This is a genomic window from Actinocrinis sp. (genome assembly GCF_035605935.1).
GTDB lineage: Bacteria > Actinomycetota > Actinomycetes > Streptomycetales > Catenulisporaceae > Actinocrinis.
Map to the genome: position 1 here is coordinate 16980 of NZ_DATNGK010000279.1, position 13691 is coordinate 30670.

At 69.0% G+C, this 13691-nt stretch carries 16 protein-coding genes; 7 read left to right on the forward strand and 9 right to left on the reverse strand.

All coding sequences use genetic code 11. The features are described 5' to 3' along the window. Positions 1–491 precede the first annotated feature (491 nt). Positions 492–1310, reverse strand: a complete 819-nt coding sequence (locus VN779_RS22755) for a hypothetical protein (protein WP_325726695.1) — start codon at positions 1308–1310, stop codon at positions 492–494. A gap of 192 nt (positions 1311–1502) precedes the next feature. On the opposite strand from VN779_RS22755, the gene VN779_RS22760 reads away from it, so the two are divergent. The 5 genes from VN779_RS22760 (at position 1503) to VN779_RS22780 (ending at position 3690) form a co-directional block, all read left to right on the forward strand. Continuing rightward, positions 1503–1913, forward strand: coding sequence for a ChaB family protein (locus VN779_RS22760; RefSeq protein ID WP_325726697.1), 411 nt, complete (start codon positions 1503–1505; stop codon positions 1911–1913). 19 nt (positions 1914–1932) lie between these two features. Next, positions 1933–2448, forward strand: coding sequence for a mycothiol transferase (locus VN779_RS22765; RefSeq protein ID WP_325726699.1), 516 nt, complete (start codon positions 1933–1935; stop codon positions 2446–2448). Between the two features lie 70 nt (positions 2449–2518). After that, a complete protein-coding gene (mscL, locus tag VN779_RS22770; RefSeq protein ID WP_325726701.1) occupies positions 2519–2980 on the forward strand; it encodes a large conductance mechanosensitive channel protein MscL in 462 nt (153 codons plus the stop codon). A 93-nt stretch (positions 2981–3073) separates the two neighbouring features. Beyond that, positions 3074–3334: a DUF4235 domain-containing protein gene (locus VN779_RS22775; RefSeq protein ID WP_414639740.1), complete on the forward strand. Its 261-nt coding sequence runs from the start codon at positions 3074–3076 to the stop codon at positions 3332–3334. A gap of 182 nt (positions 3335–3516) precedes the next feature. Then, the gene (locus VN779_RS22780; RefSeq protein WP_324840544.1) at positions 3517–3690 is read left to right on the forward strand and encodes a hydrophobic protein; all 174 of its coding nucleotides are present in this window, start codon (positions 3517–3519) and stop codon (positions 3688–3690) included. Between the two features lie 135 nt (positions 3691–3825). On the opposite strand, the gene VN779_RS22785 is transcribed toward VN779_RS22780, so the two are convergent. Continuing rightward, the gene (locus VN779_RS22785; protein ID WP_325726707.1) at positions 3826–4374 is read right to left on the reverse strand and encodes a DUF6328 family protein; all 549 of its coding nucleotides are present in this window, start codon (positions 4372–4374) and stop codon (positions 3826–3828) included. A 141-nt stretch (positions 4375–4515) separates the two neighbouring features. Here VN779_RS22785 and VN779_RS22790 point away from each other — a divergent pair, with 141 nt between their 5' ends. Continuing rightward, complete coding sequence (locus tag VN779_RS22790; protein WP_325726709.1) at positions 4516–6492, forward strand: iron-containing alcohol dehydrogenase; 1977 nt, start codon at positions 4516–4518, stop codon at positions 6490–6492. Between the two features lie 146 nt (positions 6493–6638). After that, positions 6639–7190 (forward strand): type 1 glutamine amidotransferase domain-containing protein, encoded by a 552-nt coding sequence (locus VN779_RS22795; protein ID WP_325726711.1) that lies wholly within the window; start codon positions 6639–6641, stop codon positions 7188–7190. Positions 7191–7334: 144 nt separating this feature from the next. On the opposite strand, the gene VN779_RS22800 is transcribed toward VN779_RS22795, so the two are convergent. The 7 genes from VN779_RS22800 to VN779_RS22830 all read right to left on the reverse strand — a co-directional run. After that, a complete protein-coding gene (locus VN779_RS22800) occupies positions 7335–7922 on the reverse strand; it encodes a hemerythrin domain-containing protein (protein WP_325726713.1) in 588 nt (195 codons plus the stop codon). 100 nt (positions 7923–8022) lie between these two features. Then, the gene (locus tag VN779_RS22805) at positions 8023–9177 is read right to left on the reverse strand and encodes a glycosyltransferase family 9 protein (protein ID WP_325726715.1); all 1155 of its coding nucleotides are present in this window, start codon (positions 9175–9177) and stop codon (positions 8023–8025) included. A gap of 23 nt (positions 9178–9200) precedes the next feature. Further along, the gene (rfaE2, locus tag VN779_RS22810) at positions 9201–10583 is read right to left on the reverse strand and encodes a D-glycero-beta-D-manno-heptose 1-phosphate adenylyltransferase (RefSeq protein WP_325726717.1); all 1383 of its coding nucleotides are present in this window, start codon (positions 10581–10583) and stop codon (positions 9201–9203) included. Beyond that, entirely contained in the window at positions 10580–11215 is a 636-nt protein-coding gene (locus VN779_RS22815; RefSeq protein ID WP_414639741.1) for a D-sedoheptulose-7-phosphate isomerase, read from the reverse strand. Before VN779_RS22815 ends, rfaE2 begins: the two co-directional genes overlap by 4 nt. Before the next feature lie 2 nt (positions 11216–11217). Then, positions 11218–12432: a glycosyltransferase gene (locus VN779_RS22820; RefSeq protein ID WP_325726720.1), complete on the reverse strand. Its 1215-nt coding sequence runs from the start codon at positions 12430–12432 to the stop codon at positions 11218–11220. Then, a complete protein-coding gene (locus tag VN779_RS22825) occupies positions 12429–13394 on the reverse strand; it encodes a glycosyltransferase (protein WP_325726721.1) in 966 nt (321 codons plus the stop codon). The genes VN779_RS22820 and VN779_RS22825 overlap by 4 nt, the downstream gene beginning before the upstream one ends. Then, positions 13391–13691, reverse strand: a 301-nt coding sequence (locus tag VN779_RS22830) for a glycosyltransferase family 9 protein (RefSeq protein ID WP_325726722.1), incomplete at its 5' end; no start/stop codon positions are given. The genes VN779_RS22830 and VN779_RS22825, both read right to left, overlap by 4 nt.

Consider the following 13691-nt stretch of genomic DNA (forward strand, 5'->3'; position numbering starts at 1 on the left):
GCGGCGGGATCACCGCTTGGCCCGGGGAGACGGCCCGGTGTTTTAGGCGCGTGCCAACGTCGGTGCAGCGTTTCGGGAAGGGGATGCGAGAGCGAGTGGTGCAGCCGGGCCCGATCCGACCGCTTGGCGTGCGCGCCACCGTTCCGTTTTGGAAGGTTCCCTGCGGGACGGCCGTGGGTTTATCAGTACTCGTAGGCGGGAAAGGCCGCGACGACCGCCGCGGTTGCACTGCCGGGCACTGAGGGGGAAATTAGCGCCGCTCAGTTGGGCGGTCAACGACTACTGACGAAACAGATGTTTCTTGAGTATGCGAACTGTAGCTGCCGTTGCGCGGGGATTTCGCCCTGTCACGGGCCGGTCGGCACGAATCGGCGCCGCGCTCTCGCGGCGCGGCGCCGACCTGGACCGTAGCGAATGCTTTATAAGCCGTTTACCAATTCGACTGCTGGCCGTCCGTGGCAGCGCTCTCACATCACTGCCCGAGCCTGCCGTCAGGTGTGCCGCAGCACCGCGCCGACGCCGTTCGCCGGTCCCGGCTCGCCGCCGGCCAGCACGAGTATCCGGCTTCCGTTCTGCACCGCGGCGCGAACCAGCACGTTTCCGGCTTTGTCCCGCCGGGTTTGCGGCGAGCACATGTCGGTGAGCTCCTCTGGGTGCGCGGCCAGCTGCCCAGGCTCCGGACCCCACCACAGCCAGGCATCAAGAACTTTGGATCCAAGGCTGATGAGTAATGTGTCGGCATCGCCGCGCCGCAGTGCCACGACGGTCGGTATCAAGCCCTCGACCGCGCCGCCGGTGGCGAGTCTGCCAGCGTAGCGGTCCAGCGCCTCGGCCCGCAGCGACTCCTCTTCCTGCGCCGCGACGACCTGAGCCGCGCGGCGGGCGCGCTCGTCCACGCCGCCGCCCGCGTGCCCCTGCACGTCGGCGCCGGTGCGATCGGCGAGAACCAGCTGGTAGGAGGAGAAGTCAAGGGTCTGCGCGAGGAGCGGCAGGATGTCCGGGAGCGGCCCGAAGGCGGTGCGGTCCAGCATTGTCGGTGCCCGCAACTGCTCCTGGAGCAATACCGCTGCGCCGGCCGCGAAGATGGCCTGGCCGTACGGCGAGGGCTGCCCACGATCGGATCCGACCGCCGCGTCGATCGCTTCCAAGGTCGGCTCGTCGGCGCCATCTGCCGCCAATCGGCCACGCAACTCCCGCCAGCGCTGCTCGATCGGATGCCCGGCCTCGGGATCGGCGCGTTCGGTGACCAAATACACGGAGGCGAACGGCCCCGGATTGTCGTACAGCGCCTTGAGGTGACTTGGCTCCATGCTCACGCTCCTTTCGCGCGGTAATCGACGACTCGGATCACTCGTGCTACCCGCTGCCCCGTCCCGAAACGGGCTGCCGTTTCCGCTCCATCGGAAGGGGCACTCGGCTGTGATCAGGCCGCAGCACGGCCTGAGTAGAGCAAGCAAAGCAGACCAAGCAAAGCAATGACGACGGATCGGAGGTCGGCTCACATGCCGGGACGCCAGGAACTACCTTCGACACTGCGCCGCTCGCCGGTCAAGGCGCAGCGCACGTGGATCGAGGCCCATGACAGTGCCGTCGAGCAGTATGGCGAGGGCGAGCGGGCGCACCGGGTGGCCTTCGGCGCGCTCAAGCACAGCTTCGAAAAGGTCGGCGACCACTGGGAGCTGAAGGAAGGCGGCCGCAAGGGCCCGTCCGACCCGCAGTCCGCCCGTCCCCGCCAGGTCGGCGGCCGCAGCGGTGAGGGCGTTGACGAGCAGGCCAGTAAGCAGCACCTGTACGAGCTCGCGAAGAAGCTGGACATTCCCGGCCGCTCCACCATGAGCCGGAGCGAACTGCTCGCGGCCATCCGGAAGGCGAACCGCAGCAAGACGCGGGAGAAGCAGCCGAGTTCCCGTTGAGTGCGCTGAGGAGCGGGCGATGAACGGTGCGGAGTTGATCGTCGATGCCTTCGGCCGGGTACGCGAGGTCGTTCATCACGCCGCCGACGGATTGACGGCGCGGCAACTCGCGGAGCGACTCGACCCCGACGCGAACTCGATCGCCTGGCTGCTGTGGCATCTGACGCGGGTGCAGGACGATCACGTCGCGGACGCTTCGGGCGTCGAGCAGGTGTGGACGGCGCAGGGTTGGGAGCAACGCTTCAACTTGCCGTTCAAGACCGAGGCGAGTGGATACGGCCAGAGTGCCGCGGAGGTCGGCTCAGTGCGGGTCGAATCCGCGCAGCTGCTGATCGGTTACTACGACGCGGTCTATGAGCAGACCATTGAGCGTGTGCGCGGCTTGGGGGACGCCGACTTCGACCGAATCGTCGACGAGTCCTGGGATCCGCCGGTGACGCTGGGCGTCCGGCTGATCAGCGTGGTCTCCGACACGCTTCAGCACGCGGGTCAGGCCGCTTTCATCCGCGGCATCCTGGAGCGTCGCGCCGGGTGACGCCGCTTGCCGGCTGACGGCGCGTCAGGAGCGTGCATTAGTCGGCGCTGTGCGGGCAATCCGGTGCGCCATGAAGGGATTTCGCAAGTTCATCCTGCGCGGCAATCTGGTGGACCTCGCCGTGGCCGTGGTGATCGGGACCCAGTTCTCCGGCCTGGTGCACTCATTCGTCGCATCGTTCGTCGACCCGCTGCTCGCCTTGCTCGGCGGCAAACCGAACCTCAACAGGTTCACCTTCACTGTGGGCAAGTCCACCTTCACCTACGGCACGTTCCTCACCGACGCGCTGTCGTTCCTCATCGCGGCGGCGGTCGTGTACTTCGTCATCGTGCTGCCGGTGGCCAGACTCCTGCATCTTTTCGAGCGCGACCGGGCGGCGACCGAGCGCAACTGCCCGGAGTGCGATCGCAGCATCCCGATTCAGGCGCGGCGCTGTCCGGAGTGCACCAGCGTTCTGGTCCGCGACGATCCCGAACCGGTGGACGCTGCTTCCGGCGGCGGTCCGACGCCGGTAATGGGTCCGGAGGGCTGACCCGCAGGTTTGACCGGAGCCCGGCTGGTGACGCGGAGGCGGTGCGCATGACGCGCGGGACGCGACGACGAGGACGAGGAGGAGGAAGTGAACGTGAGCAAGGTGGCCTATAAGCCACTCGGCATGGTTTTCGGCGCGGCCGGCGGAGTGCTGGCCGGCGCGGTGTTCAAGCGGGTCTGGCGGCTGGTCGACGACAAACACGACGCGCCGAGCCCGACCGATGAGGATCGCGGCTGGCGCGAGGTGCTGATCGCCTCCGCGTTGCAGGGCATGATCTTCGCGCTGGTGCGGGCGGCCGTGGATCGCGGCGGGGCAGCGGGTGTGCGCCGGATCACCGGCACATGGCCGGCTTGACCGGGCGGCCAGACCTTGGCGGCGCGGCCGCGCGAATCGGCTCATGCCTTTCTTAGGGCGCCGGGAAAACGCTCCCACGAACTCCTGTTTGGTTCCGCGCGAAGCGGTTATCAGGTCGGCGGCAAGGCACGGCGTAAACACGAGATCCGGATCACGAGAGTGATCAAAGGAGTGAGTGGTCAATGGGTATTATTCTGCTCGTTCTGCTGCTGGCGCTGATTCTCGGCGGCCTCGGCTTCGCGGTCCACGTGCTGTGGTGGATCGCCTTGATCGTGTTCGTCGCCTGGCTGGTCGGCTTCGGCTTCTCCGGAGGCGTGTCAGGTGGCGGCCGCCGCCGGTGGTACGGGCGCTGGTAGTCCGAATCAATAGGCACGAGGCGGTCGGTCCGGTTATCCGGGCCGACCGCCTCGGCTGTCCCGGCGGGGCAATGACCAAAAACGGTTAGCTCCGCAGATCTTCGGTGGCCCTGAAGATTCTTGAAGAGTGATCGGTTAATCACTGCCCTCGGTGGAACGCGCCTTATCGGAATAGACCACGTTCGGCATCAAGTACCACAGCACGCAATACACGATGACGACCGCGACCGTAAGCGGCAGCGCCAGGGCGACCCCCTTCAGCACGTCCAGCACCAAGAACACCGCGCCGCTCATGGCTACCAGCAGCGCGAGCAGGCCGGCCTGCGCGATGAGGTCGGCCCAGTGCACAAGCTCGGGCTTGTGGCCCTTGCGGAACACCCGGCGATGGTGGCTGACCGGCGCTATGAGCAACGCGGCGGCGACAGCGGCGGACAACACGGTAATCGTGTAGACCGCGATCTGGAGCGCCGTCGCGTGACTGAACCGGTTGCTGAACGGCACGGTGAGCAGGAAGCCGAACAGGATCTGGACGCCGGTCTGCGCGACTCGCAGTTCCTGGAGCAGTTCGGTGAAATTGCGGTCCCAGCGTTGCAAATCGGTCTCGGGACGCCCGGTGCCTCGCAGCACGCAGTCCTCGCGATGCGCGGGCGGCGCGTCTTCGCCGGTCGGCCGGACACCGTCCATCCCGCTCGACCTCCCGAGTGCGGCTGCGACGATTCGCCGCGACGTGCGATAGAAACAAGCCCTAGTACCCGAGCGGGCACCGCGCAATCATGGCCCGTGCAAGGTCAGGCGGCACTTTGAGCAGGATCGAAAGCGGGAGCCATGGCGACTGAGGGCTTCGATTACGTTGCGCATCCTGCGCGCGTACTTTTCGGCAGCGGTACCGCGTCCCGCGTCGGTGACGAGGTGCGGCGGCTCGGCGGTGCGCGCGTGCTGCTCCTCGCGGGCACGTCCGTCTCCGACGCGGCCGAACAGGTGTGCGCGACCCTCGGGCCGCTCCTTGCCGCGCGCTTTGACGGCGCGGCGATGCACACTCCGGTCGAAGTGACCGAGAAGGCGCTCGCGGTGTTGCGTGAGGCGCAGGCTGACTGCCTGGTGGCCATTGGCGGCGGTTCGACCACCGGGCTTTCCAAGGCGCTCGCGCTGCGCACTGACTTGCCGCAGATCATCCTGCCCACGACATACGCCGGCTCCGAGGTCACCCCGGTCCTCGGCGAGACGAGCGACGGACAAAAAGTGACGACGTCATCCGCCGCCGTTCTGCCGGAGACAGTGATCTACGATGTCGAGTTCTCTCGCAGCCTTCCCCTTGCCATGACGGTCACCAGCGCCGTCAACGCGCTCGCACACGCGGTCGAGGCGCTGTACTCGCCGCAGGCCAACCCGATCATCGACGGTTTCGCACTCGAGGCGATCGCGCGAACGGCCCGCGCCCTCCCACTGCTGGTCGGGGGCGAGGCCGCTTCCGCCACCGACGTTGCTGCCGGCACATCCGACCCGCGCGCCGACCTGCTGCGCGCCGCGTGGCTCGCCGGGACCTGTCTCGGCGCGGCCGGCATGGGCCTGCATCACAAGCTCTGCCACGTCCTCGGCGGTTCCTTTGGTCTTCCACACGCCGAGACGCACACAGTGATCCTTCCGCACGCGATGGCGTACAACGCATCGGCCGCTCCGCAGGCGATGCGCCGGGTAGCCGAAGCCCTCGGCGTCGAGGACGCGCCGAGTGGACTGTTCGACCTGATCGCCACAGCTGGAGGCCCGACGTCGTTGCGGGCACTCGGCCTCGCGGAAGCGGACATCCCGCGCGTGGCGCAGCTGGCCGCGGCGCAGTCTTATCCAAATCCGCGCGAGCTGACCGAAGACGGCATTGAATCCCTGCTACGCGACGCCTGGCACGGACGGCGCCCCGCGGCCTCCTCATCCGCGCTCCCCGATACGGCGCGGCTGACCGAACAAGTCGTCGGTAGCTTCGACCACGCTCCCGACCCGCGAACCAGAGAACTGATCACGAGCCTGGTCCGGCACCTGCACACCTTCGCCGCCGAGAACGACCTGACGCAGAAGGAATGGCAGCAAGCCATCGACTTCCTGACGCGCACCGGGCAGATCTGCTCGGACACGCGCCAGGAGTTCGTGCTGCTCTCCGACACGCTCGGCGTGTCCAGCGTCGTCGATATGCTCGCCAACTCGCGCACGCCCGGGACGACACCGTCCGCCGTTCTCGGCCCCTTCTACGTCGAAGGCCCACCCGACACGGAACAGGGTGCGGACGTCGCAGGTGGTTTGCCGGGAACCCCGCTGTGGGTCGATGTACACATCGCCGATGCGCAGGAACGCCCGATCGGCGGCGCCGTCGTCGACGTGTGGCAGTCCAACGACGACGGCTTCTACGACGTGCAACTCCCGGACCTCGACGGCCCGGTATTGCGCGCCCGCTTCCGGAGCGATGAAGCCGGTCGGCTGCGCTTCTGGTCGATCCTGCCCTCCCCGTACCCGATCCCTGATGACGGTCCGGTCGGCGCGATGCTCGCCGCCCTCGGCCGGCATCCGTACCGCGCACCGCACCTGCATTTCATGATCAGCGCGCCGGGGTACCGCCGGCTGGTGACTCAGCTTTTCGTCGCCGGCGGCGAATATCTGGACTCGGACACGGTGTTCGGCGTCAAGGATGCGTTGATCGTAGATTTCGCCGAGGGCAACGGCCCGACACCGGACGGCCGCAGCGTGCAGGGGGCGTGGCGCAGCGTCGAGTTCACCTTCCGGCTCGCTGCGGAGGGCCGTGAGCTGCCTGTTCGCTGACAGCGAACACGCTGGCTTCCGTTTCCGTCCGCGGGTGTCGGGTAGCCGGGCTGAGGTCGCGGGTCGTATCGCGTGCGCAGTACGCGGGTACGCAGAGCCCGCGCTCTTCCCTGTCTCCCGCTACATCTTTGGACGGAGCGATTCTCATGGCCAAGGATCTCAGTGGCCGCCGTATTGCATTCCTCGTCGCGGACGAGGGCACCGAGCAAGTCGAGCTGCGCGACCCGTGGCAGGCCGCGCTCGACGCGGGTGCGACGCCTGTGCTGGTCTCCCCGAAGCCGGGCCAGGTCTGGTTGTTCGACCACCTCGACCGCGCCGCGCAGTGGGACGTGGACGAGCCGCTGTCCGCCGCCGATCCGGACGGCTTCGACGCGCTCGTGTTGCCCGGCGGCGTCGCCAACCCGGACCGGTTGCGCACGATCCCCGAGGCGGTGGCGTTCGTGCGCAAGTTCGTCGAGGACGGCAAACCGGTCGCCGCGATCTGCCACGGTCCCTGGACGCTGATCGAAACCGGGACGCTGGAGGGCCGCACCCTCACCTCGTGGCCGAGTTTGCAGACCGACCTGCGTAACGCCGGCGCGAACTGGGTGGACCAGGAGGTGGTCGTGGACACCAGCCAGCCCAGCAGCCTGGTGACTAGCCGCAAGCCGGATGACCTCAAGGCGTTCTGCGAGACGTACATCGAACACGTCGGATAACCAGGCGCGGGCCGAGCCGGCTCGCGCTACTACCTACTACGGCCGGTGGCGGGAACGTGAGCGAATCACGTTCCCGCCACCGGCCGTTCGGTTCTCGCCGCTCATCAGCAATCTGCTACCTGCTGATCAGCCGCCGCGTCAGCTTCAGCTCTCGTCAGAGTTCTTCTTGAACGCGTCACGAGCGCGGTCGAGCATCGAGGCGAACGGGCCCGCGACCTTCACCATGCCCGGGGACCCGGCGGCGGTCGGGTGCGGGTGCGTCGGGGCCGTCTTCTCGGCCTTCAGCAACCGCTCGCCCAGCCGCTTGAGCTCTTCCTCGGTGCGCTGAGCCAGCACGGTGGGGAATTCCTGGTGCTCCTCGTTCTCGGCGTGGTCCGAGACCGCCTGCTCGAATTGGCTGAGCTTGGTGTCGAACTCGGGGCTGTTCACGTCCATCTTCTCGAGCTCGGCCAGGACGTGCGTCGCCTCGTCCTCCTCGTGGTTGCGCGCGTCGGTGATCTCGTGGCCGGCGGTGTTCTTGGACACCGGGCGCAGGATCATCTCCTCGCCGACCTCGTGGATCGCCAGCAGCTCGCGCAGCTCGTCGAAGCGCTCCTGCTTCGGCGCGCCCGTGGACGCCTTGACCGCGACGAACAGCTCACGGATCTGGGCGTGCTGCTCCAGCAGGATGCGGATGATGTTGCCCTGGGGCAGCCTCGCGGCTTCCGTCCGCTCCCTCTCTGCGTGCTTCATAGTGCTCCCTTTCTGAATTTCCGCACGTCGCCGTCGTCATTGCGGCGTTTGGTCTCGTCTCTCGTGTTCTGCGTCCCGCCGGGTACCCGAACGCGGCGGATCAAACTCTGACGAAGTGGTGCATCTCCCGGTTCGCGTCGAGGAGCTTGTCGACCGCGGCGATGACGTCGGTGGCCCGGATCGCGTCGAGCGCCGGGTCGATTTCGCCGCCGTGCGGATCGCCGTGGTAGCCCGGCTCTGCCGCGTGCAGGGCCACGTGCCAGGGGCGGTCGGGCGGCGGCCCCCACTCCTCGGGCGGGATCGGGCCGAACAGGACCACTGACGGGCGCCGGAACGCTGTCGCGAGGTGTGCGATGCCGGTATCGCCGGAGACCACCAGCGCCGCCTCGGCCACCAGACAGGCCAGGTTGAGCGGCGTGGTCTGCCCCGCGACGGCCGCGTGCGGGGGAAGGCCTGCGGCGCGCGCGACGTACTCGGCAAGGTCGCGCTCGCCTGACGAGCCGGTGACGAGCACGCGCCAACCGGACTTGTTCAGGTACCCGGCGACCGCCGCGAAGCGCGCTGGCGGCCAGCGGCGGCTCGGGTAAGCCGCTCCAGGGTGGACGATGACCGGCCGAGCGAAATCAGCGGGCCACGGGCGCCCGGTGGCGCTCGTGCTCGTGCTCGTATTCGCGCGGTCCGCGAGCAGTTGCGGGCTCGCTGCCGGACTGGTGACCGGATCCGGCGGCTCAAGGTCCAGATCGTTCGGGTCGGCCGGAATGCCGCTACGCGTCAGCAGTCTGCACCAGCGGTGGATCTCGTGCTCACCCGGAAGCCAGCGTGGGCCGAAATGGCATACGCCGCGGCTCGGCGCCCGGCGGATACTGAAGCCGATGATCCGCGCCGGGCGCAGCTCTTCCAGCAGACGGCGGCTGGCCGGTCCGTTTCCGTGCAGGTCAATGGCGGTTTCCGGGGGCTCATTCGGCCACGGCCAGCGCACCGGTGCCAACTCGCCTGTCGGCAGCAGCCGGTCGATCGCGCCGGTCAACTCGGCGAGCGGGGCGAGCTGCGCGGGTGCGGCGAGGACGATCTCGTGCTGGGGGAACGCGCGGCGCACGGCGCGGTACGCCGGAACGCCGGTGAGGAAGTCGCCGAGGCCGAGCGCGCGTAGCAGCAACACCCGGGGTCGGCGGGCCACGTTCGCAGGAGCGGTGGCGACGGTAGGGACGGTGGCGGTGTCGGCGGTAACGCCGGTGGCTTCTGTGATCGCAGACATCTCAACTTGCTTCGTCAGTGGTATCAGGCTGCTTCATTGCGCGCCGAACGGACCAGGCCGGTGGTCGAGCGGCCGGAGAGGTACGGCACCGTGAGGACTCGGCCTCCCCAGCCACGCACGAGCGGCGCCTCCGGCAGGTCGTCGGCCGCGTAGTCGCCGCCCTTCGCCCACACGTCGGGGCGCAACCGCCGCAGTGTGTTCTCCGGCGTGGGCTCGTCGAACACCACAACCGCGTCAACGCAGCTCAGTGACTCGAGGATGGCCGCCCGGTCCGCTTGGCTATTCAGCGGTCGCCCCGGGCCCTTGAGCCGACGCACCGAAGCGTCAGAGTTCAGGCACACGATGAGGCAGTCGCCGGCCGCGCGCGCGGCACGCAGGCAGTGCACGTGACCGGCGTGTAGCAGATCGAAGCAGCCTCCGGTCGCGACGACCGTGCCGCCGCGCGCTTGGACCTTCGCGGCCAGCTCGAAGGCATCGGTGGAGCTGAAACCAGCGGCTTCCGGATCGAGTGCTGACACGCCACCTGCCGCGAGGAAGGAGGCCGCGCTGTCGACTGCCGCAGCCACGGCCTCCGATGGCAGTGCTCCCGACGCGAATGCCGCGGCGACCGCGGAAGCGAACGCGTCGCCAGCGCCGCACGCATCTGTCGGCGCAATGTTGCGCGCCGGGAAGAGCTGCGTGTTGGCGGCTCCGCACAGCAGGACGCCCTGAGCGCCGAGTGTGACAGCAACCTGTGATACCGGCCAGGTGCCGAGCAATCTGTCGGCCGCGTCCGCGGCCGCTTTGACCGCTGCGGAACCTCGCGCGGACGCGGCGGCCGGCAACCTCGCCGCGGCGGCAGCCTCGGCCTGATTGGGCGTGGCCAGCAGTGTGCCGGGGACGGGCGCGGCGCCACGCGGGTGCGGATCCCACACCACCGGCAGGTGCCGCGCGGCCGTGGTCAGCGCCTCGCGCACGGCAGGGTTCGAGGTGACGCCCCCGGCATAGTCGGACACCAGAATCGCGCCGGCCCCGTCGAGAGCTTCCGCGAGTAGCGCGCCCGGTTCGCCAGTGTAGGGCCGCGCCGGATGATCGATGCGAAGCAGGGTCCTGCCATCGGCGCGGACCCTCGTTTTCTGTGCGATCGCCTCCTGCCAAGGCAAGCCGGCCAGGCGAACATCCGGATGGATGAGTTCCCTGATCTGCTCACCTTCTGGATCGTCACCCAGCGGGCACACCAGCGTCACCTGGTGTCCGGCGAGCGCGGCCAGGTGCGCCGCCAAGGCCGCGCCGCCTGGCCGCGCGCGAACCCTCGGCTCGTCGACGACCGGTGCTGGAGTATCAGGGCACAGCCGCCGCACCGCGCCGTCGAGGTCGCGGTCGAGCAAGGCGTCTCCGAGGACGACAAGCCCACGACGCGCCGTCATCGCGCGGCTCCGATCGAACTGGGCGCCATGGCCGGCGTGACCGCCAGATGCTGCGGCTCTCGGCGCGCGAGAGCGAGATCCATCGCCTCGCACACCAGATGCAGCGCCACGAGGTGCACTTCCTGGATCGTCGCGCTATCCGGGCCGAGTGCGCAGATCGACCGGTGCGCCAGCGCGGCCAGCGGGTTCGGCGCCGGGCCTGTCAGTGCCCAGACATGTAAGCCCGCGGCGCGGGCCCGCTCTGCGGCGGCCAGCACATTGCCGCTGCGACCGCTGGTGGATAGCAGCAGCAGCACGTCGCCGGGCCTGCCGTGCGCGTCGACCTGCCGGGCGAAGACCTCCTCCGCGCCGTAGTCGTTGCCGATCGCGGTGGTCGCCGAGGTGTCGCCGTGCAGCGGAATCGCTGAGAACGGCCTGCGCTCGTCCCGGAACCGCCCGACCAGTTCGGCGGTCAGATGCTGGGCCTGCGCCGCGCTGCCGCCATTTCCGGCCGCCAGCAACCGGTTCCCCGCGGCGAGCACGCCGGCCAGTTGGCGACCCCAATCCGCGCAGGTCTCGGCGAGCGCGTCGGAGGTCCGCAGCGCATACGTGACCTGACTCAGTCGGTCGCGCAGCACTTGTTCGATCGACATCATCAGTTCACCGCCTCCTCGATCCGCTCGGTCCGCCCGGCCACCAGCCGGCCGTACACCTCTGCGGTGCGGTGCGCGATACGCGGCCATCCATAGCGAGATCTGGCTCGAAGCAGCCCATTGAGCCCCAGCTGCCTGCGCAGCTCGCCATCCTTGATCAAAGGTCTGAGTTCATCGGCGAGCGCGTCCGGGTCGCGCGGCGGGACGAGCACGCCGGTGACGCCGTCGAGCACCGTGTCAGTCAGCCCGCCGACCGCGCTCGCGACCACCGGCACGCCGCAGGCCATCGCCTCAAGTGGCACGATGCCGAACGGCTCGTACCAGGGCGTGCACAGCACCAGCTCGGCCGAGCGCAGCAGCGCCGGCATGTCACCGCGCGGCACCGCGCCGAGCAGCTTGACCCGGTCCGCGACGCCGCACTCGGCCGCGACCTGGCGCAGCCGATGCGCCTCGGGTTCGTCGCACAGCCGCTCGGCCGCAGGCCCGCCCGCGATGACCAGCTCGGTGTTCGGCAGCTTCGCCAGGGCCGCGATCGCCATGTCAAAACCCTTACGCGGCACGAGCCGGCCGATCGCGAGCAGCCGATGCCGCCGGCCGCGCGGCGCGACCGGGCCCTCTGGCGTGAACCGTGCCAGGTCGACACCGCACGGGATCACCGTGATGTGCCGCCGGTCCACGCCGAGCCGCACCAGCTCGAACAGCTCGTCGCTGCACGTGGCCACGATCCGGGCGCAGCTTCGGCCGATCTCGCGCTCGGTGTCGATCCGCGACCGCGGGCTTGTGTCGGCAGATCCCTGATACCGCTGCTTGACGACGCCGAGCGCGTGGTACGTCTGCACCACGGGGATGCCGAACGGTGCGGCGGCCTCCAGCGACGCGAGCCCGGACATCCAGAAGTGCGCGTGCACCACGTCCGGCCGCTGTTCCTTCCAGCGGGCCGCCAGCTCCCGCGCGAAGACGGGCATGTGCGGCAGCAGGTCGTCTTTCGGAACCGGCTTCGGTGGTCCCGCGTCGATCTGCTCGACCATGACGCGCCGCCCCATTTGGGTGCGTCCCGCCGTGTCGGCAGCATCCCGGCGGGTGTACACGGTCACCTCGTGGCCCAAATCGGCCATCCCCGTCGCAAGACAGGCCACGTGCACGTTCTGCCCGCCCGCGTCGGCCCCGCCGAGCGCCGCCATCGGATTTGCGTGTTCTGATACCAATGCGATTCTCATGAGGTCACCTCGGTCAGCACCTGGTCCCAGTGCTTGAGGAAACGCTTGAGCCCATAGCGCTCCAGCGCCGCCTCGCGCGCTGCGGCCCCCGTTTCACGCGCTAGTTCCTTGTCGTCGATGAAGGCGCGCATCGCCTCGTGCAGTTCCGTGACGCTCGGGGAAACCACCCCGGCGCCAGGGGTCACCGCGCGCGCCGCCTCGGTGGTGGCCAGCGCGACCACCGGCATCCCGAGCTGCATCGCCTCAAGCAGCGAGAGCCCGAGCGAGGTCCAGCGGATCGGGTGCACGTACACCCGGCGCCGCGCGATTTCGGTATGCATCTGTTCCTGCGGCAGGTCCTCATGCAGGTGCATGCGGTCCGGCAGGTAGTGCGGATGGTGACGCAGCGCATTGACCCGCATCCCGAACACGTCAAGCGGCGCGTGTTCAGCGAAGCCCGGCAGCAGGTCGGTCCCGGTGACCCGGCCGCGCCGCACTGGATCGTTAACCACGACCGCGGCGTGCGCAAGCTCGCCGGTGTACCGCTCGCCGGGGTCGACGATGCCGTGTTCGATCACAGTCGTCGGGGTGCTGCCACAATCCCAGAACAGGTCATTGAAATCCGTTACGTGCACGACGAGCAGGCCCGGATGGTCGGCCGCGGGATGCCGGGTGTTCGGCACGTACTGCTGCGGCGTGTTGTGCTCCACATAGATCGCCGGCACGTCGATTCCCGGCACTAGCCCGGTCCAGTCGACCACGAGCTGCGCGTCCTGCGGCCGTTGCAGAATCACCAGGTCGAAGGGCGTCGAACGCAGTTCGTGCACCGGCACCTCGACCGCGCTTTCCGGCCAGTCCCAAGTGCGGGCGCGGCCGAGCCCGTCCGGGCCGCGCGGCTCGGTGACCGGAAGCAGGTACGTGTGCGAGCCCTGCACGAATGAGGTCGTCCACGAGCCGTGCACGTGCCATAGCAGGATCCTCATTCGACGCCTCCTTCTCGGCGGCCGCCGGCCGAGGCCAGCAACTTCTCCACGGCGCTGACCACGTCGCGGGGGGTGACGCTGGATAGGCACGGATGGCCGGGGACCGGGCATTCGCGGGCGCGGGTGTCCGCGCAAGGAGCGTCCTGGTCACCGAGCAGCACGGTTTCGACGCCGTAGGGCGCCCACCGCGCAGCCGGCACGACCGGCGCGAACAGGCTGACCACCGGGGTCCCGACCGCGGCGGAAAGGTGCGCGGGCCCGGTGTTCGGTGCGACGGTCACTGCCGCGCCCGCCAGC